This is a genomic window from Mycobacterium sp. SMC-14 (genome assembly GCF_046250075.1).
In the GTDB taxonomy this organism is placed as follows: Bacteria; Actinomycetota; Actinomycetes; order Mycobacteriales; family Mycobacteriaceae; genus Mycobacterium.
The window spans coordinates 1604880-1623240 of sequence record NZ_CP176429.1 but is presented as its reverse complement, the minus strand read 5'-3'; the positions used below and the strand labels follow the sequence as shown (position 1 = coordinate 1623240).

19 protein-coding genes are annotated in these 18361 nt (G+C 67.4%); 7 read left to right on the top strand and 12 right to left on the bottom strand.

Translation table 11 applies throughout. The features are described from left to right. Positions 1 to 2: 2 nt before the first annotated feature. A complete protein-coding gene (locus tag ACKY0W_RS07705; RefSeq protein ID WP_409437062.1) occupies positions 3 to 431 on the bottom strand; it encodes a CBS domain-containing protein in 429 nt (142 codons plus the stop codon). 125 nt (positions 432 to 556) lie between these two features. Between ACKY0W_RS07705 and ACKY0W_RS07700 the strand changes: the two genes are divergently transcribed. Together ACKY0W_RS07700 and rpsT are read left to right on the top strand one after the other, a co-directional pair. Beyond that, positions 557 to 1414 (top strand): ribonuclease Z, encoded by an 858-nt coding sequence (locus ACKY0W_RS07700; protein ID WP_409437061.1) that lies wholly within the window; start codon positions 557 to 559, stop codon positions 1412 to 1414. Between the two features lie 100 nt (positions 1415 to 1514). Then, the gene (gene rpsT / locus ACKY0W_RS07695) at positions 1515 to 1775 is read left to right on the top strand and encodes a 30S ribosomal protein S20 (protein WP_046286530.1); all 261 of its coding nucleotides are present in this window, start codon (positions 1515 to 1517) and stop codon (positions 1773 to 1775) included. A gap of 69 nt (positions 1776 to 1844) precedes the next feature. On the opposite strand, the gene holA is transcribed toward rpsT, so the two are convergent. The 4 genes from holA to ACKY0W_RS07675 form a co-directional block, all read right to left on the bottom strand. Further along, positions 1845 to 2807 (bottom strand): DNA polymerase III subunit delta, encoded by a 963-nt coding sequence (holA, locus tag ACKY0W_RS07690; RefSeq protein ID WP_409437060.1) that lies wholly within the window; start codon positions 2805 to 2807, stop codon positions 1845 to 1847. Between the two features lie 12 nt (positions 2808 to 2819). After that, positions 2820 to 4382, bottom strand: a complete 1563-nt coding sequence (locus tag ACKY0W_RS07685; RefSeq protein ID WP_409437059.1) for a ComEC/Rec2 family competence protein — start codon at positions 4380 to 4382, stop codon at positions 2820 to 2822. A 2-nt stretch (positions 4383 to 4384) separates the two neighbouring features. Next, the gene (locus ACKY0W_RS07680; protein ID WP_409437058.1) at positions 4385 to 5230 is read right to left on the bottom strand and encodes a ComEA family DNA-binding protein; all 846 of its coding nucleotides are present in this window, start codon (positions 5228 to 5230) and stop codon (positions 4385 to 4387) included. A gap of 118 nt (positions 5231 to 5348) precedes the next feature. Beyond that, entirely contained in the window at positions 5349 to 5885 is a 537-nt protein-coding gene (locus tag ACKY0W_RS07675; protein WP_409437057.1) for a DUF4352 domain-containing protein, read from the bottom strand. A 109-nt stretch (positions 5886 to 5994) separates the two neighbouring features. Here ACKY0W_RS07675 and ACKY0W_RS07670 point away from each other — a divergent pair, with 109 nt between their 5' ends. Beyond that, the gene (locus tag ACKY0W_RS07670; RefSeq protein ID WP_409437056.1) at positions 5995 to 7155 is read left to right on the top strand and encodes an acyl-CoA dehydrogenase family protein; all 1161 of its coding nucleotides are present in this window, start codon (positions 5995 to 5997) and stop codon (positions 7153 to 7155) included. A 14-nt stretch (positions 7156 to 7169) separates the two neighbouring features. Continuing rightward, complete coding sequence (locus tag ACKY0W_RS07665; protein ID WP_409437055.1) at positions 7170 to 8279, top strand: acyl-CoA dehydrogenase family protein; 1110 nt, start codon at positions 7170 to 7172, stop codon at positions 8277 to 8279. Between the two features lie 3 nt (positions 8280 to 8282). On the opposite strand, the gene ACKY0W_RS07660 is transcribed toward ACKY0W_RS07665, so the two are convergent. Further along, positions 8283 to 9500 (bottom strand): enhanced intracellular survival protein Eis, encoded by a 1218-nt coding sequence (locus ACKY0W_RS07660; RefSeq protein WP_409437054.1) that lies wholly within the window; start codon positions 9498 to 9500, stop codon positions 8283 to 8285. A gap of 75 nt (positions 9501 to 9575) precedes the next feature. Here ACKY0W_RS07660 and ACKY0W_RS07655 point away from each other — a divergent pair, with 75 nt between their 5' ends. Continuing rightward, on the top strand, positions 9576 to 10631 hold the full coding sequence (locus ACKY0W_RS07655; protein ID WP_409437053.1) for a dihydrodipicolinate reductase: 1056 nt from the start codon (positions 9576 to 9578) through the stop codon (positions 10629 to 10631). Positions 10632 to 10760: 129 nt separating this feature from the next. Here ACKY0W_RS07655 and ACKY0W_RS07650 read toward each other — a convergent pair whose 3' ends face one another. After that, a complete protein-coding gene (locus ACKY0W_RS07650) occupies positions 10761 to 11348 on the bottom strand; it encodes a PepSY domain-containing protein (RefSeq protein WP_409437052.1) in 588 nt (195 codons plus the stop codon). Positions 11349 to 11579: 231 nt separating this feature from the next. On the opposite strand from ACKY0W_RS07650, the gene ACKY0W_RS07645 reads away from it, so the two are divergent. Continuing rightward, complete coding sequence (locus ACKY0W_RS07645; RefSeq protein WP_409437051.1) at positions 11580 to 12023, top strand: MmpS family transport accessory protein; 444 nt, start codon at positions 11580 to 11582, stop codon at positions 12021 to 12023. Then, positions 12020 to 14938: an RND family transporter gene (locus tag ACKY0W_RS07640; RefSeq protein WP_409437050.1), complete on the top strand. Its 2919-nt coding sequence runs from the start codon at positions 12020 to 12022 to the stop codon at positions 14936 to 14938. Before ACKY0W_RS07645 ends, ACKY0W_RS07640 begins: the two co-directional genes overlap by 4 nt. 21 nt (positions 14939 to 14959) lie before the next feature. Here the strand turns inward: ACKY0W_RS07640 and ACKY0W_RS07635 are convergent, their stop codons facing one another. From ACKY0W_RS07635 to nadD, 5 genes are read right to left on the bottom strand one after another with little or no spacing between them, the layout of a single operon-like run. Further along, positions 14960 to 15802, bottom strand: coding sequence for a DegV family protein (locus tag ACKY0W_RS07635; protein ID WP_409437049.1), 843 nt, complete (start codon positions 15800 to 15802; stop codon positions 14960 to 14962). A gap of 7 nt (positions 15803 to 15809) precedes the next feature. Further along, positions 15810 to 16559: a diglucosylglycerate octanoyltransferase gene (gene octT / locus ACKY0W_RS07630; RefSeq protein WP_409437048.1), complete on the bottom strand. Its 750-nt coding sequence runs from the start codon at positions 16557 to 16559 to the stop codon at positions 15810 to 15812. Beyond that, a complete protein-coding gene (gene gpgP, locus ACKY0W_RS07625) occupies positions 16549 to 17244 on the bottom strand; it encodes a glucosyl-3-phosphoglycerate phosphatase (protein ID WP_409437047.1) in 696 nt (231 codons plus the stop codon). Before gpgP ends, octT begins: the two co-directional genes overlap by 11 nt. Continuing rightward, complete coding sequence (gene rsfS / locus ACKY0W_RS07620; RefSeq protein ID WP_409437046.1) at positions 17241 to 17633, bottom strand: ribosome silencing factor; 393 nt, start codon at positions 17631 to 17633, stop codon at positions 17241 to 17243. Before rsfS ends, gpgP begins: the two co-directional genes overlap by 4 nt. Next, entirely contained in the window at positions 17630 to 18238 is a 609-nt protein-coding gene (gene nadD / locus ACKY0W_RS07615) for a nicotinate-nucleotide adenylyltransferase (protein WP_409437685.1), read from the bottom strand. Before nadD ends, rsfS begins: the two co-directional genes overlap by 4 nt. Positions 18239 to 18361: the final 123 nt, after the last annotated feature.

The following is an 18361-nucleotide window of genomic DNA, read 5'->3' as shown; positions in this document are numbered from 1 at the left end:
TGCTAGCCCTGGGCGATGTAGTCGCGCAGTTGCTCGTGTTCGGCCTGCAGCTCTTCCATCCGGGACTTGACGATGTCGCCGATGCTGACGATCCCCGCCAATCGGCCGTTTTCGAGCACCGGTATGTGACGCGCGCGGTGTTCGGTCATCAATATGCTGACGTCGTCGGCGGAGTCGGCCTTGGCGCAGGTCGCCACCAGTCGGGTCATGATGGCCGACACCGGCCGGGCCAGCAGACTGGCGCCGTGGACGTGCAACTGGCGTACCACGTCACGCTCGGAGGCCACCCCCTCCAAACCCTCACGTCCGATCACCACCATGGCGCCGATATTGTGCTCGGCCAAGCCAGCCAGCAACTCCATGACCGTGGCATCCGGATGGATGGTCACCACCGCCGCACCCTTGTTCCGCAATACATCCGCGATCCGCATTGAAGCCTCCCGCCGCAGTGATCTGCTTCACACCAGGCTAGGCCATTTCGGTCGGACCTGGGTGGCGATAACGAAACTCCGTCGATCGCATGGCGCGCAGCCGAAATCTGTGGCATATGTGACGCATGACGATCGAGATCACCCTGCTGGGCACCGGAAGCCCGATCCCCGACCCGAACCGCGCCGGACCGTCGACCCTGGTCCGAGCCGGGGGCCAGCAACTGCTGGTCGACTGCGGACGGGGGGTGCTGCAGCGCCTGGCAGCGGCGGGCGGCTCGGCCAACACCCTGTCGGCACTTCTGCTCACCCACCTGCACAGCGACCACATCGCCGACCTGGGCGATCTGCTGATCACCCGATGGGTCACCACTTTCACCCCCGACGCCCCGCCGCTGCCGATCATCGGGCCACCGGGCACCGCGGAGGTGGTTGAGGCGACCCTGCGAGCTTTCGGTCACGACATCGGCTACCGCATTGCCCATCACGACGATCTGACCACCCCGCCCCCCGTCGACGTGCAGGAACACACCTCGGGTCTGGTCTGGGATCGCGACCAGGTGCAGATCACCGTGGCACCCACCGACCATCGGCCGGTGACGCCGACCATCGGTTTCCGGATCGAGCACTCCGATGACAACGGGACCGCCTCGGTGGTGATGGCCGGCGACACCGTGCCCTGCGACAGCCTCGACGAGCTGGCGGCCGGAGCCGATGCGCTGGTGCACACCGTCATCCGCAGCGACCTCATCGAGTTGCTGCCCCAGCAGCGCATCCGCGACATCTGCGACTACCACTCCTCGGTGCCCCAGGCGGCCGCGACCGCCCGACGGGCCGGCGTGGGCACCCTGGTGCTGACCCACTATGTGCCCGCTATCGCGCCCGGACAGGAGGAGCAGTGGCGGGCGTTGGCCGCCGCGGAGTTCGACGGGCCGATCGAACTCGGCGACGACCTGCATCGAGTCGAGGTGACCGCCCGCAGCTGAGTCGAGTTGGGGAGTTGCCGAACCAGCTGGTACCCTGAACAGCTGTTGCTCCCGCCTCGGGAGGCAAACCCAACTCAAGCTTTTGCGAAGGAATTACTCCGTGGCCAACATCAAGTCGCAGGTGAAGCGCAACCGGACCAACGAGCAAGCCCGGCTGCGCAACCAGTCGGTGAAGTCCGCGGTGCGCACCGCGATCCGCGCCTTCCGCGAGGCCGCCGCAGCCGGCGACAAGGACAAGGCCGGCGAGCTGCTGGTCTCGACCAGCCGCAAGCTGGACAAGGCCGCCACCAAGGGCGTCATCCACAAGAACCAGGCTGCCAACAAGAAGTCGGCCCTGGCGAAGGCGCTCAACCAGCTCTGACCTAGCGGATTGCCCGCAAGCGGCGGCCCCTGATTCCACATCGGAACAGGGGCCTTCGTGTTGCCTGGGTCAGCGGTCGGCCAGCTCGGCGACCCCACGGACCGCGGCCTCCAGCGCGTAGTCGGCGTCGGCTGCGGCGCCTTTGACGTCGGCGTTGAGGGCGGCCACTAGCCGCACCGCGGCCGCCATCGTCCCCGGCGACCAAAAACGGGCCTGCTTCTGCGCCTTCTGCACCCGCCAGGGCGGCATGCCCAATTCACCGGCCAGCCGGTAGGGATCACCAGACTTGGACCGCACCCGGGCGATGGTGTGAATCGCCTCTGCCAGGGCGTCGGCCAGCACCACGTGCGGTTCGCCACGAATCATCGCCCAGCGCAGCGCCTCGGTGGCACCGGCGACGTCGCCGACGACCGCCCGATCGGCGACGTCGAACCCTTTCACCTCGGCTTTGCCGCTGTGGTAGCGGCGCACCGCGATGGCGTCAACGTGCCCGCCGGTGTCGGCGACCAGCTGCGAACACGCCGAGGCCAGTTCGCGGATATCGGAGCCCACCGCGTCGAGCAACGCCGCCACAGTGTCGTCGTCGACGCGGACCTTGAGCGCGCGGAACTCGGCGCGAACAAAGTCGGTGCGTTCGGAGGCCTTGGTGATGCGGGCGCAGGCGTGCACCTCGGCGCCGAGTTCCCGCAGCTTGCCCGCCAGCGCCTTGGCCCGCCCCGCACCGGAGTGCACCACCACCAGCACGGTGCCCAGCGGAATGTCGGCGGCCGTCGCTTCGATCAGCGTCACGGCGTCCTTGCCTGCTTCGGCGGCGGCCTCGAGCACCACCACCCGTTCGTCGGCGAACAGCGACGGGCTCAACAGCTCCGCGAGTTCACCCGCCGCCACCTCACCGGCTCGCAACCGGTCCACCGGGATATCGGTGCTGCCGGCCTGGGCCCGCACCCCGGCCAACACCTGGGCAACGGCCCGCTCGACCAACAGTTCCTCGTCCCCGAGGATCAGATGCAGCGGCGAAACCGGTTGGCTCACCCGCCAATCGTGTCACGCTGTGCCGACACCCGCCCAGGCGGTCAGCACCTGCGCTGCCGACCATGCCAATAGGAAAAGCGCCATCACGGCCAGCACCCGGCGGCACCACCGCCAGCGCCAACAAATCACCACCAACACTGCGGCAGCTGCGACCCCGACGACCCCGGCCGCTCCTCCCGGCACCGGCACGGTGGCGGCAGGCATTGCACCGGCCCAGCGCGCGATACGGCACACCCACCACAACTCCGGTCCGGTGAAACGGATCAAAAGATAGGCGCCCGCCGGCCACCACCCGCACAACACCGCCGCCGCGCTGCCCAACACGGTGATCGGCGCGACCAGCGCCGCCACCGCCAAATTGGCCGCGGTACTGACCAGACTGAGCCGCCCGGAGATGCCGGCGATCAACGGCGCGGTGACCAGGTTGGCGGCCCATGCCACGCAGACCGCGGCGGCCAGCGACCGAGGCCAGCCGCGCGCCACCAGCCGGGCCGTCCACACCGGCGCGACGAGCACCAACGCCGCGGTGGCCACCACCGACAGCGCGAACCCGACATCCACGGCCAGGTGTGGGGCCAACGCCAGCAGCACCAGCACACTGGCGGCCAGGCTCGGCACGGCCTGGCGACTGCGCGCCGAAAGCACGCCCAACAACGCGATGGCCCCCATCACCGCCGCCCGCAGCACACTGGCCGTGGGTTGCACGACGATCACGAACACCACCAGCGCTCCCGCGGCCAGCACGGCCGCCGTCCGTGGACCGACCAGCCTCGCCGAGAACAACACCGCGCCGCAGACGATCGTCACGTTGGCACCGGAGACGGCCATCAGGTGCGTCAGGCCTGCGGCCCGAAAGTCCCGACCGGTGGGGACGGTTATCGCCGAGGTGTCACCGAGCACCAGCGCGGGCAACATCCGAGCCTGTTCGTCGGGCAGCACCCGCGCGGCGGCGGCCGCGAACCGGGCCCGGACCCGATGCGCCGCCCGTGCGACCGGCCCGGGCTGGCCGCGCACCGCAGCGCCGGTGGCCGTGAGCACCGCCACCGACAGGTCCCGCCGCGCCGGGCGGGCGACCTTGGCGCGGAACGCCGTCGGCTGGCCGACCATCACCTCGCCGAAGTCGACGCCGGAGGCGAATACCACCACCCGGCCGGACGCTGCGGTGTTGTCGACGCGCTGCAGGGTGGCCCGGAACATCACCCGCCGGGCGCCGGCCGGCAGCGGGCTCTCGCTCGGGGTGACCGTCACCGCCGCTACCGTGCCGAACACCGCGGTGATCGGGTGGTGCTCGACGGAGGCGGTACGCAGCGCAACAGCCCATCCGAAGCCCGCGCCCGCCATCGATGCCGCGGCAACCGCCGCACCCGCCAGCCGCCAGCCGGGACGCCGGAGCCGCCCGGCGTAGCCGCACAACACCCCGGCCGTCACACCCAGCAGGGCGCACAGCACGGCCAGCACGCCGCCGATCTGCCACTGGATGCCGGCCGCCGTGACCAGCCAGCCCACCACCGCCGCCGGCACCAGCCGAACGTCGAGCCGGGCCACTGGTGTCGGTTCGGCCGCGGGCGGTGTCACGCTCAGACGCGAACCAGGGCACGCAGCTTCTCCAGGCGCGCCGGGCCGATCCCGTCGACGTCGCCGAGCTGATCGACGCGGGTGAACTTGCCGTGGGCGTCGCGCCAGGCCACGATGGCGGCCGCCGTCACCGGCCCCACCCCGGGCAGGGCGTCGAGCTGCTCGACCGTCGCGGTGTTGAGGTTGACCGACTCGCCGGATTTGGGCTCAGGACCGGTTGGCGCGGTGCTGGTGCGGGGTGCCTCCGGAACCGGCGAGACGGCCCCGACCGAACTGCCCAGTACCGGCAGCCCGGCCGGCGGTGCCAGACCGACCACGATCTGTTCGCCGTCGACCAGGATCCTGGCCAGGTTCAGGCCGACCGTATCGGCACCGTCGAGCGCCCCGCCGGCGGCGGTCAGCGCATCGGCGATGCGGGAGCCGGGCGACAACGTCGCCAAACCCGGCTTGTGAACCAGGCCGACCACGCTGACCACGACCTGCTCAGCGGGCGGCGCCGCGACACTGGCGGCCGATTCGTCGGTGCGCGGGCTGGCAGTCGAAACCATCTCCACCGGTGGCAGTTTGGCGCTGAGCACCGGCGCAGGCTGATCACGCAGCACGGTGAATACCGTGATGAGCACCGCGACCGCGGCGATCACCGCCAAGGCGATGGCACCGGCCCGGCCCGGGTCGGCCCGCACTTTGGCAAGCCAGCCCGCGTCGGCTGCGCCGTCAGGCAACCACCGCGGCAGCAATGAATTCGGGTCAGCCTCGTCGTCGGCTTCGGAGCTGTGCTCACCATGGTCGGATTCCGGCAGCAGGCCGAGTCGACGCTGTAGCCGCTCGCCGGGCAGTTCGGATGCCATGCGCCCGACGGTAGGTGCCCGCACCGTCAGACCGGTTCGCTCACCTCACGATCCCAGCTGATCTGTGGATCAATCCGGGACTGTGCGCAACCTGCCGCGACGCCAGCCGTCACCGCCGTTACGGGTTCAGCCACTCCCCGACGTCTTGCGAGATGCCCGACGACGGCGCGTAGCGCACCTTCGACGCCGTGACCCCGGTGGGCAGTGCGAAGACCACGCAACCTGTGTTCGACGATCCGGCCGGGATCAGAAACCAGCCGTAGGCGAAGTCCTTGCATTCGGTCACGGTGGCGAAGTCGGCCTGGTAGTTCTGATCATCGGAACCCACCACCGTCACGTCGCTGTTGCTGTTGCCGACGATGGTCGTGGTTCCGGCGTTCTCGATCCGCACCTTGGTGGCCAGGTAGGTCTTTCCGGCCGCGCCCCAGCCGTTCGGGACCGTCGCTGGTGCGATGACCTCTGTCAACGTCACGGCGATCTTCTGCCCGCCGATGCGCATCAGGTCCAGCGTCTGCCCGATGTGCGCGGCCGGTCGCGGGGCCGGCGTTTGCCGGGCCCCCGCCGGCGAGTCCGGCTTGGCCTTCTCCGCGGGCTCCGCCGAGCACGACACGAGAGACAAGACCAGAACACCGAGCGCGACGACCCACCGTCTCATGAGGTCCAGCCTACAAAAGCGCACGGTAAGCCCTCCCCCGAACGGCCGCGGAAGTGGCGATTAGGGTGCATACCAACCGTGAGTTCACCCAACCAACCGGGAGGTCGACGTGAGACTGGCACTGAGCGCGGAGGAGGCAGCGTTCCGCGACGAGATGCGGACCTTCTTCACCACCGAGATCCCCGCTGACATTCGCGAACGCAGCCGGTTGGGCCATTCGAACTTTCCCGAGGACATCGTCACCACCCAGCGGATCCTCAACGCCAACGGCCTTGCGGTACCGAACTGGCCGGTCGAGTGGGGCGGCAAGGACTGGACGCTGACCCAGCACCAGATCTGGCATGACGAGATGCAGCTCGCCTCGGTGCCCGAACCGCTGACCTTCAACGCCAAGATGGTCGGCCCGGTGATCGCGGAATTCGGCTCCCAGGCGATCAAGGAGCGCTTTCTGCCCGCCACGGCCAACCTGGACATCTGGTGGTGCCAAGGCTTTTCCGAGCCAGAAGCCGGCTCCGACCTGGCAAGCCTGCGCACCACGGCGGTGCGTGACGGCGACAGCTACATCGTCAATGGGCAGAAGACCTGGACCACGCTCGGCCAGTACGCGGACTGGATCTTCTGCCTGGTGCGCACCGACCCGCAGGCACCCAAGAAGCAGGCCGGTATCTCTTTCCTGCTGTTCCGGGTCGACACACCGGGTGTCACCATGCGGCCGATCAAGCTGATCGACGGCGGCTACGAGGTGAACGAGGTGTTCTTCTCCGACGTACGGGTGCCCGCCGATCAGTTGGTCGGTGAGGAGAACCACGGTTGGACCTACGCGAAGTTCCTGCTGGGCAACGAGCGGACCGGCATCGCCGGGGTGACCCGCACCAAGGTGCGGGTCGCCGAGCTCAAGCAGCGCGCCAAGGCGTTGGGGGCCCTCGATGATCCGCTGTTCGCCGCGCGGGTCGCCGAACTCGAAAACGATCTGCTGGCACTGGAGCTCACCCAGATGCGAGTGTCGAGCGACTCCGCCGACGGCAAGCCGAACCCGGCGTCGTCGGTGCTCAAGCTGCAGGGCAGCCAGCTGCAGCAGGCCGCCACCGAGCTGTTCGTAGAGCTGGCCGGTCCCGATGTCCTGCCCTTCGAGGCCGGCGACGGCATCGCAACGCCCACCTGGGCGCAGGACGCGGCACCGACGTATCTGAACTACCGCAAGACCTCGATCTACGGCGGCAGCAACGAGGTACAGCGCACCATCATCGCGTCGACCATTCTCGGCCTTTAGGAGGTATGACAGCTATGGACTTCCAACTCAGCGACGAGCAGGTTCTGCTGCGCGACACCACCCGTTCGATGTTGTCCGGCTATGACACCGAGACCCGCAACAAGGTCATCGAGGCCGAGCCCGGCTTCAACCCCGAGGTGTGGAAACAACTGGCGGACATCGGAATTCTCGGTCTGGGTTTCGACCCGCAGGAATCCGGCCCGCTGGAGATCATGGTGGTGCTCACCGAGGTCGGCCGGCGGGTGGCCCCGGAGCCCGTCGTACACGGAGCACTCGGGCCGGGCGCACTGATCGCCGAGCGCGGCACCGCCGAGCAGCGCGCGCTGCTCGACTCTGTCGCCGAGGGCGAGCAGATCCTGGCGTTCGCCCACACCGAGCCGGGCATGCGGGGAACCGCAGGCAAGGTGGCCACCACGGCTGTGCCGCAAGGCGATTCGTGGCGGGTGAGCGGGCGTAAGAACCCGGTGCTGACCGGGGATCGCGCCGACACGCTGGTGGTCAGCGCCGCGTTGCCCGACGGCGGGACCGGACTGTTCCTGGTCGACGCGGGCGCCGACGGTGCGACGCGGGCGCCCTACCGGACCTTCGACGGCCAGCGTGGCGCCCAGATCGACTTCGCCGACACGCCGGCTACCGCGCTGGGTGAGGCGACCGACGCCTCGGCCGCCATCGAGCGCGCCGTCATCCGCATCTCTTCGGCACTGTGCGCCGAGGCCGTCGGAGCGATGGAAGAGGCTTTGCGGCTGACCACCGACTATCTCAAGACGCGCAAGCAGTTCGGGGTCACGCTCAACACTTTCCAGACCCTGACCCAGCGTGCCGCCGACATGTACGTGTCGCTGGAGTTGGCCCGCAGCATGAGCATGTACGCGGCGATGTCGCTCGCCGACGACAATTACGATCCGGTGATCGCGGCGCGCGCCAAGCTGCAGGTCGGCCGCTCCGGGCGCCACATCGCGCAGGAAGCCATCCAGTTGCACGGCGGGATAGGGGTGACCTGGGAGTATCCGGTCGGCCACCTGGCCGCCCGGCTCACCGCGATCGACCACACCCTGGGCTCGTCGCAGGATCAGCTGCACGTGCTGATCGACAACCTGGGCGGCTACGACCTGGCCAAACTGTAGCCCCTAGAAGTGGTAGCCGATCTGGGCGCCGGCGTCGCTGACGAACGCCGCGTCCAGTCGGCGAACCAGGGCGTCGTCGCGACAGCGCAGTCTGCCCGCCGCGGCGAGCACGGATGCCCGATGCGTCCCCAGATACAGGCTGCCCAGGACGTCCAGGTCCAGCTCCACCTCGGCTTCGGCCTCGGTCGGGACGCAGTCGGCCACTCCCTCACTGATGGTCAAGGCGAATCGTCCACCGTCGCCGCGGAATCCGTCGTGCACCGCCACCACGACGGATAGCTCTGGCACCGCCAAGGAGTAGCGGCGCGCCTTCAACACCGCCGGAATGTCCATCATCCGCAGCCACAGCGCGTCCGAGCGCCCGGTGGTGGTGGCCAACCGGGTATCGGTCAGCAGATACGGCATCGGATCGTCTGGGAAGGTCTCGACGATGATCTTGCCCATCAGGTCCAGCCCGAGCAGCGCCCGCCACAGTGCGGCGTGCGCGGCCGGGGTGACAGCGCGGAACTCGCCGACCCGCACCGACTTTGGATGCTCACCGTGCACCCGGTAGAGCACATAGCCGTCAGGATGCAGCAGCCCGAACCATTCGGTGCCGCCGTCACGAGTGTTCTCCCGGTCGGCGAGCACGTCATCCCAGAGCGGCCGCGGGCGCGCCAAACCGCCCGGGACACGCTGGCGCCACCGCTCGTAGACCGCGGCGAATTCGTCGCGGCACCCACCCGCTTTGACCAGCCGCACGCCACCGGGGTCGGGTGCGTCGGCGTGCAACTGGGCGAACCGCCGGTCAATGGTCAGCTCGTGGTCCACCGTCGCCGGGCCGTAGCCGAACCGCCCGTAGATGCCGCCCTCGCTGGCGGTCAGCGCCGCGATCGGATAGCCCGAATCGGCAATGCGCCGGTGCAATTCGGTGTACATCATCCGAAGCACACCCCGGCGCCGATGGGTCGGGGCCACGACGACGAAGCTGATCCCGGCCGTCGGCAACACCGCTCCGCCGGGCACCGTCAGCTCCAGATCCAGGTAGCCCGACATGCCGACCACCTCATCGCCGTCGCAGACCACGATGGAGCTGTCGGGGGTCGTCAGGGTCCGCCAGGCGACCATCGACTCGGCGTCCCAGTCCTCTCCAAAGCCCACGGCGGCCAGCACGGACATCGCCGACCAATCGTCATCGGTAGCGGTACGCAGGGTCAGGGTTTGGGATACGGTGCCGGTCACGTCGTCCGAGGCTGCCACAAACACTCTTGGACCGCACCCCAATAATGTTGGGTACACCCGTCACCGAGGAGCATGATGCCCACTTTCGATCGCCCGCTTCGCGTCATCCAATGGACCACCGGAAACATCGGTCAGCGCTCGCTGCACGCCATCATCGGCCGTCCCGACATGGAGCTCGTCGGGGTCTACGCCCATGGCAAGGACAAGGTCGGGGTGGACGCCGCCGAATTGGCCGGTTGGGCGGAACCGACCGGGATCACCGCCACCAATGACATCGATGCGCTGATCGCGCTGAATCCAGATGCGTGCTGTTACAACCCCCTGTGGCCCAGCATCGATGAGTTGGTCGCACTGCTCGAGGCCGGGGTGAACGTGTGCTCAACCGCGGCCTGGATCACCGGGGGCAAGCAGAGCGCCGAAGACCGCAAGCGCATCGAGGACGCCTGCCGGGCCGGGAACTCCACCATGTTCGGCAGCGGCGCGCACCCCGGGCTGACCAACATGGTCGGCATGGTGCTGTCCGGGGCCTGCGAGCGGGTCGACGAGATCCGGATCACCGAGTCGGTGGACTGCTCGACGTACGAGTCGGCGGCCACCATGGCGGCGATGGGATTCGCCCAGGATCCCGACACCCCCGGGCTGGCTGAAAGCGTCCGCCTCGAGAGTGAGGTTTTTGCCGAGTCCGCGGCGATGATGGCCGACGCGATCGGCGCACAGTTGGACCGCATCACCTTCGATGTGCAGTTCACTGCCGCGACCGGGGACAGCGACCTGGGCTTCATGAAGATCCCGGCGGGCACGGTGGGCAGTGTCTTCGGCTATCACCGCGGCTGGGTGGGGCCGCGCAACGTGGTCAGCGTTGGCTTCAACTGGATCATGGGCAACCAGGTCACCCCACCTAAGCCGGTGGCACACGGCCACGTCATCCAGGTGTTCGGACTGCCCAATATGCGCACCGTCATCAACTGCCTGCCGCCCAAGGACTGGAACGAGCCGAACTTCAACGGTCTGGGATCCATCTACACCGCGATGCCGGTGACCAACGCGGTTCCGTCGGTGGTCGCAGCTGAACCGGGCATCGTCACGCTGGCCGATCTGCCGCCGATCACGGGCCGAACCGGCGTGCTCTGAGCGGCTGGACCGCCGAATCAGAACCGGCGGTTAGCGAGGCTCGACGCAGGAGAGACGAAGCTGGACCGCCGAATCAGAACCGGCGGTTAGCGAGGCTCGACGCAGGAGAGACGAAGCTGGACCGCCGAATCAGACCTGCCGGTTGGCGGTGACGGCCCCCGAGGCCGCATCGACGGTGACGTCGCGTTCGGTCAGCTGGTCGTCCCACACGTCGGCTTCCCAGACGACGGTGCCGTTCATGTCGAGCAGGCTCAGCTCGGTGATCGAACTGTTGGGCACTGCCCGCAATACCCTTTCCACGGCGTTGCGGTAGTCCAGATGGGTACCGTCCACATTGGCGCGCCGCTTGGACTTGTCGGCGTCACTGTCCTCGGTCACGGTGGGGCCGACCAGGACAGACACCCCGTCGGAATCGATTTTGACCTGGTGTTCGGTGCCGTCGGCCGTGACCACGCCGGCCTTCCAGGTACCGGCGTCGCTGGTCTGACTCTCGATGAAGATCAGCACACTGTCGGGTACCTGCGAGGTCGCGAGGGCACCGGCGCGAAGCAGTGTCTGTGGGTCTGGCGGCGCGTCGGGGCGAGTCCAAGACGCCTCGGGGGCCGCCGAATCCTGCGACGACGTGCCGGACGTACCCTTACCGCTGCACCCGGCCAGCGCCAGCGTTGCCACGATGACCACCGCACCGAAGCGGACGACATTTCCCAGAGCGCGCATCAGCGGCCATGCTACTGAAGTCGGGGCGCCGGCGCTGAAGTCAGGCACCGCGACCGCCGCCCGTTCGCGGGGCCGCGCCAGAATTGCACCGTGTGCGGTCCTTAGCTAAGCGAAGGGTTATGCTGCCGAAGGGCGCGATTCGCGGAATCATCGATGCTTCCGACGAAGCCGGAGAGCAGTCCGTCCAGCGCCGACGTTCAACCGCACTATCGGTAGGCGGAAGGCGGTGAGATGGGGAAAGTCTCGGTCGCCGGCATACTCAAACGGCATTGGATTCCACTGGTCTTCATCGTGGTCATCGCGATCTCGAGTGTGATCGTCAGCCGACTGCACAAGGTGTTCGCCTCCGAAGACCTCAATCCTCACGCTGGTACCGGCATCGAAATCGTGCAGTTCAACCCGAAATCCGTCGCCTACGAAGCCTTTGGGCCGCCCGGCACCACCGCCGACATCAACTACTGGGATGCCGAGGCCAACGTCCATCAGCTGGTAGGCGTGCCGCTGCCCTGGACCCACACCGTGGTCACGGTGCTACCCGCCGTCATGGCCAACATGATCGTGCAGGGCAACACCGGTGAGATCGGCTGCCGAATCAAGATCGACGACCGGCTGCTCGACGAACGCCGTGCCACCGGCCTCAACGCCCAGACCTTCTGCCTGGTGAAGTCCGGATGATCAGGCGGATCAAAGAGCAGCTGGACCGCCACCAGGATCCGCACGTCAAGCGGCCCTTCTTCGCGCACATGCTGCGTATTTTCGCGGTGCCGATCATCATTGCCTGGATCGTGCTCACCGTGCTGGTGAATGTCCTTGTCCCCCAACTGGAAGTCATCTCCGAGGAACACTCCGCGCCGCTGGCACCCGTCGATGCGCCGTCGATGATCGCCAGCAAGCTGGTCGGCGAGAACTTTCAGGAGTACAAGTCCAACAGCACCGTGATGATGGTGGTGGTCGGCGAGGAAGAACTGGGCGAAGCCGCCCACCACTACTACGACGAGATCGTCGCGAAGCTGGTCGCCGACAAGGACCACGTCGAGCATGCCCAGGACTTCTGGCGCGATCGACTGACCGCGGCAGGCGTTCAGAGCTCCGACGCCAAGGCCGCCTACATCATGCTGAACCTGGTGGGCAATCAGGGCATGACCGAGGCCAATGACTCGGTCGTCGCGGTCCGCCAGGCCATCGACGACACTCCCGCGCCGCCCGGGGTCCAGGCCTATGTCGCCGGACCTGCCGCGCTGACAGCTGACCTGCGCGAGATCGGCGATTCCAGTCTGGTCAAGATCACCCTGTTCACCATCGCCGCGATCGCGATCATGCTGCTGATCGTCTTCAGGTCCGTGTCGGCGATGTTGACCCAGCTGTTCTTGACCCTGCTCGAGCTGATCTGTGCCCGCGGCGTGGTCGCCGTCCTCGGCTTCAACAACGTCATGGGTCTGACGACGTTCGCGGTCAACATCATGGTGATGCTCGCGATCGCCGCCGGCACCGATTACGGCATCTTTCTCATCGGCCGGTACCGGGAAGCCCGGCTGGCCGGCGAGGATCGGGTGGACGCCTACTACACCACCGTGCGCAGTGTCACCCCGGTGGTGCTGGGTTCGGGACTGACCATCGCCGGGGCGTCGGCGATGCTGTACTTCACCCGGCTGCCCTACTTCCACACCATGGGCATTCCGGTCTCGGTGGGCATGCTGGTGGTGGTCGGCGCCGCGCTGACCCTGGGACCGGCCATGCTGGTGGTGGCCACCAGCTTCGGCCTGCTCGAGCCTAAAAAGGCCACGCGGGGCGGGTTCTGGCGCCAGGCCGGTGTCTCGGTGGTGCGCTGGCCCGGACCTATCGCGGTCGCCAGCCTGGCGATCATCATGATCGGCCTGGTCGCCCTGCCGGGATTCAGACCGGGTTACGACGACCGTAAGTACCTGCCTGCCGACACCCCGGTCAACGTGGCCTATGCCGCCGCGGAAAAGCACTTCTCGGCGGCCCGAATGGCGCCGGACATCACCATGGTCGAATCCGACCACGACATGCGCAATCCCGCCGACATGCTGGTGCTGGACCGGGTCGCCAAGAACATCATGCGCGTCGTCGGGATCGGGATGATCCAGGACATCACCCGCCCGTTGGGAATTCCGCTGCAGCACAGCTCGGTACCGTTCCAACTCAGCGTCTCCAACCAGCTGATGATCCAGAACATGAAGACGCTCAAGGACCGGATCAAGGACATCGACACCATCTCCCAGCAACTCGACAAGGACATCGAGCTGCTGATCCAGATGTATGGATACCTCCAGGAGGTCGACCGAACGTTCGACGACACAGCCGAGGTCACCCAGCGCACCGTGGATGTCTCCGACCGGATCCGCGACCACATCGCCGAATTCGACGACCAGTTCCGTCCGCTGCGCAGCTACTTCTACTGGGAGCCGCACTGCTTCGACATCCCGATGTGCAACGCGCTGCGCAACACCTTCGACGCCACCGACGGGATCGACCAGCTCGCAGAGCAACTGCACTACCTGTCCAACGACATCACCAAGACGGCGCACCTGCTGCCGCAGGCGGTCGAACTGCTGCCTGCCGTAGTCGACACCATGCGAATCATGCGCGGGCTGGTGCTGACCGTGCACTCGACGTTCTCGGCGTTCATCGATCAGATGGAGGACCTGAGCAACACCCAGATCATGATGGGTCAGAGCTTCGACGACTCCAAGAACGACGACTTCTTCTACCTGCCTGCAGAAGCGTTCGACAACAAGGACTTTCAAACCGGCCTTCGACTGTTCATGTCGCCGGACGGCAAATCGGCGCGGTTCTTTGTCACCCACCAGACCTATCCGGCGACCGCGGAAGGTATCAAGCGGGTCGAGCCGGAGCGGATCGCTGCGCAGGAAGCCCTGAAGCAGTCGTCCTTGTCAGATGCCAAGGTCTACATCGGCGGCATGGCTGCGCTCTACGAAGACATGCAGAACGGCGCGAAGTACGACCTGATGATCGCGGTCGTGGCGTCGCTGACGTTGATCTTCTTGATCATGATGATGATCACCCGCAGCCTGGTGGCCGCCGCGGTCATCCTCGGCACCGCATCCAGTTCGATCGCCGCGTCGTTCGGCATCTCGGTGTTGATCTGGCAGCACATCTTCGGCCAGCACATCTATTGGGTGACGCTGGTCCTGGCGGTCATCGTGTTGCTGGCGGTCGGCTCGGACTACAACCTATTGCTGGTCTCCCGTTTCGAAGAGGAGATACATGCCGGGCTCAAGACCGGCTATATCCGGGCGATGGCCGGCAGCGGCGGCGTGGTGACCTCGGCCGGAATGGTGTTCGCCGCCACCATGGGCATCATGTTCTTCAGTGACCTCAAGGCCATCGGGATGTATGGCACCACGGTGGCAATCGGGTTGCTGCTGGACACCTTCGTGGTCCGGGCGTTCTTCATGCCGTCGATCGCGACGTTGCTGGGCAAGTGGTTCTGGTGGCCGCAGGTGGTCCGGCCGTGGGGACCCAACAAGAACATCCGCGGGATCGCCGCGCACACCCCGCGTGAAGAGTCCACCGACACAGACAGATTCGCAGCTCCCACGCAGTAAGCAAACCTAGCGTAGGCGCGTTCAGACCCCACCCGGGTCGACGTCGACACACACCGCGACGGCACCGGCCCCGACATGCAGGGCCAACGTCGGGCACAGGCTGGTGATGACCGCGGGCTCGCAGATCGGCAAGCGCTCCGCCAGCGCACCGGCTACGTCTTGGGCCCCCTGCGGATTGGCGACGTGATGCACCGCCAGCGCCGCAGAGCGGTCTCCCACCACATCACAGACCCGGTCGATCATCGACGCGACAGCTTTGCTGACGGTGCGGATGCGTTGCGACAGAACGAGCTTTCCGTCCTCAACCGCCAACAGCGGTTTCAGGGACAGGGCGGTGCCCAGCCAGGCCGCCGCGCTGCCGATCCGGCCGCTGCGCCGCAGGTTGTCCAGCCGCTGCACCACCATGTAGGCGTGACCGCGTTGCACCGCGGCGTCCGCCGCCGCCGCAACTGTCCGCAGGTCGGCGCCGTCGGCCGCCGCTCGGGCAGCGGCCAAGACCGCGAATCCGGTGCCCATCGCTGCCGACTTCGAGTCGATCACCCGCACGCCAGAGCCGATCTGACCGGCTACCTGCTCGGCGGTGCCGAAAGTCCCGGACAACGCCGAGGAGATGTGCACCGCCACCACCCCGGAACCGGCACTGTGGGCGAGTGCATTCCGGTATATCTCAGCCAGTTCCTCCGGTCCCGCGCCGGAGGTGGTGACGCGCTCGCGTGCATAGATGTCCGCGGGCACGTCGTCGATGCCGTCCCGCAGATCGGCTCCGTCGAGCAGGATGTGCAGCGGCACCGTGCGGATACCCCAACGGTCACGCGCCTCGAGCGGCAGGCAGGCGGACGAATCGGTCACGACGACAACGCTCATCGGATGGTCACACCAACGGACCGGGGACGCCGGCCTCACTCAGGGCCTTGAGCATCAGGTCGGCGACCGCCCGGTGCGCCTCGAAGTTCCAATGGATGCCGTCGGGATTTGCACGCCCGCTCATGACCTCATCACCCACCGCGGCCTTCAGATCCACCAGTGGCACATCGTGTTCCCGCGACCAGGCCGTGATGGCGCGCACCGTGGGCTCTCGTCCCTGGTGAGCGCGGCCGTAGGTGTCAGCGATATGCACCGACGGCAGCGAGGCCACAATCGGAATACCCGGCCGGTTGAAATCGATCGCACCCCTGGTCATCTCAAGATATTCGACGGTGAGATGCGGCGGCAGCGCCGCCCGTGCCACCGGCGAGAACCGGGGCTGCAGCCAGCCGTAGCCGTCACGGACCCAACGCCGCAACCAGGCTGGCCGCACATAGCGGATCAACTCACGCAACGCCGTCGGCCACACCGACGGCAGTGAGTCCATCCCGCTGGTGGCGAAGACGACTGCCCCGGCCCGGGGCAGTGCCGCCCACGCCCGCGGGTCCTGGGTGGACGCCCACCAGACGTCTCGACTGGTCCAGCCGATCCGACCGATCAGTTCGACATCCCAGTCCAGCTGGCTGGCGACGATGTTCGGCCAGATTCGCGGGTCATCGGCGGGCAGGCCGCCGGTGGGCCCGTAGTAGGACAGCGAGTCGGCGAAGACCAGCAGCGTGGGACGGGCCTTTGCGGGCTTCCGTGGTTCAGAGGACATCGCCGGCCACCTGTGCTGAGGCATTCCAGACGTCGAGACGCCACCGCACGTCGGCGAAGTCTTCCTGGTCTGAATCCGAGCCGGAATCCGGTCCGCCGGAGTAGCCGCTGAGCTGGGTCCAGCTGGCGTTGGCCATCCCACCCAGCACCGGCCAGTTCTCCACCGGCAGCCGCAGCAAGGCCGCGGTCAGCGCGGCGATCAGCCCGCCGTGGGCGACCAGCACGACTGGCTGATCGGCGTGATCGGCTCTCCCCCAGTCCGGTTCCCCGGCCACCAGCTCGCGCACCAGCGGAACGCTGCGCTCGGCCACGTCGATGCGGCTCTCCCCGCCGTGGGGTGCCCAACGGGCGTCGTCGCGCCAGGCCAATCGGGCTCCCGGTGCGGCGGCATCGACCTCTTCGTGGGTCAGCCCCTGCCAGTCACCGAGGTGGGTTTCCCGCAGCCGGGTGTCCACCCGGACCGTCAACCCGTTGTGTTCGGCCAGCACGGTGGCAGTGTCGTAAGCCCGCCACAGGTCCGATGACACGATCAGCAGCGGGTGCCGCTTGCGCAGTACCTCCGCCGCCGCCTCGGCCTGCGCACGGCCCAGGTCGCTCAGAACCGTGTCCAACTGGCCCTGCATCCGGCTGCCGGCGTTGAACTCGGTCTGTCCGTGTCGCAGCAGGATCAGCCTGCGGATCCTCACGACACATCCTCCGGCGCCTCACCGGCTGGGCCCTCTAAGTCCACCGGCACCAGCGGGCAGTCCTTCCACAGCCGGTCCAGCGCATAGAAGTCGCGCTCGTCCTGGTGCTGGATGTGCACCACGATGTCGACGTAATCGAGCAGGGTCCAGCGCCCCTCCCGAGTGCCCTCGCGGCGCGCCGGCTTGTACCCGGCCAGGCGCATCTTTTCCTCGACCTCGTCGACGATCGCGTTGACCTGTCGCTCGTTGGACGCCGAGGCGATCACGAAGCAGTCGGTGATGACCAGTTGGGCTGAGACGTCGATGACGACGACGTCGTCGGCCAGCTTGTTCGAGGCGGCGCCGGCCGCCACGGTGGCCATCTGCACGGCCTCGGGTGTCGCGGTCATTGTTGGTCTCCGGGGGTCGGTTGGTAGAGGCGGCGCTTTGACACGTACTGGACCACCCCGTCTGGTACCAGGTACCAGATCGGGCGGGATTCTGCCGCGCGCCGGCGGCAATCGGTGGACGAGATCGCCAACGCCGGCACCTCGACCAGCGTCAACGCGTGCGGAGGCAGGGAGCCGAGCGCATCAGCGAGATGATCGCCGTTGAGCTCGTAACCGGGCCGGCTCACCCCCACAAACCGCGCCATCTCGAACATCTCCGGCCAATCCTGCCAGGACAGAATCGTGGCCAGCGCGTCTGCACCGGTGATGAAGTAGATCTCGGCATCGGGGTTCTGTTCGCGCAGGTCACGCAAGGTGTCCTTGGTGTAGGTGGGACCGCCGCGATCGATGTCGGCGCGACTCACCGAGAACCGCGGGTTCGACGCGGTGGCGATCACCGTCATCAGGTAACGGTCCTCTGCGGCGGTGACGCGGCGTTCCTTGAGCCACGGTTGCCCCGTCGGCACGAACACCACCTCATCGAGCTCGAACAGATCGGCCACCTCGCTGGCGGCGACCAGGTGGCCATGATGGATGGGATCGAACGTCCCACCCATGACTCCCAGCCGCCGTTTTCGCACGATAGGCCAGCTTACTTGGGGTCCTCGACGGCGCGAGCGCACTGGTGGCACCGCCGTCGTACGGCCCGCTCGGCGGACGCACCGAGCTACTTTCCGCTTCGGCGTACG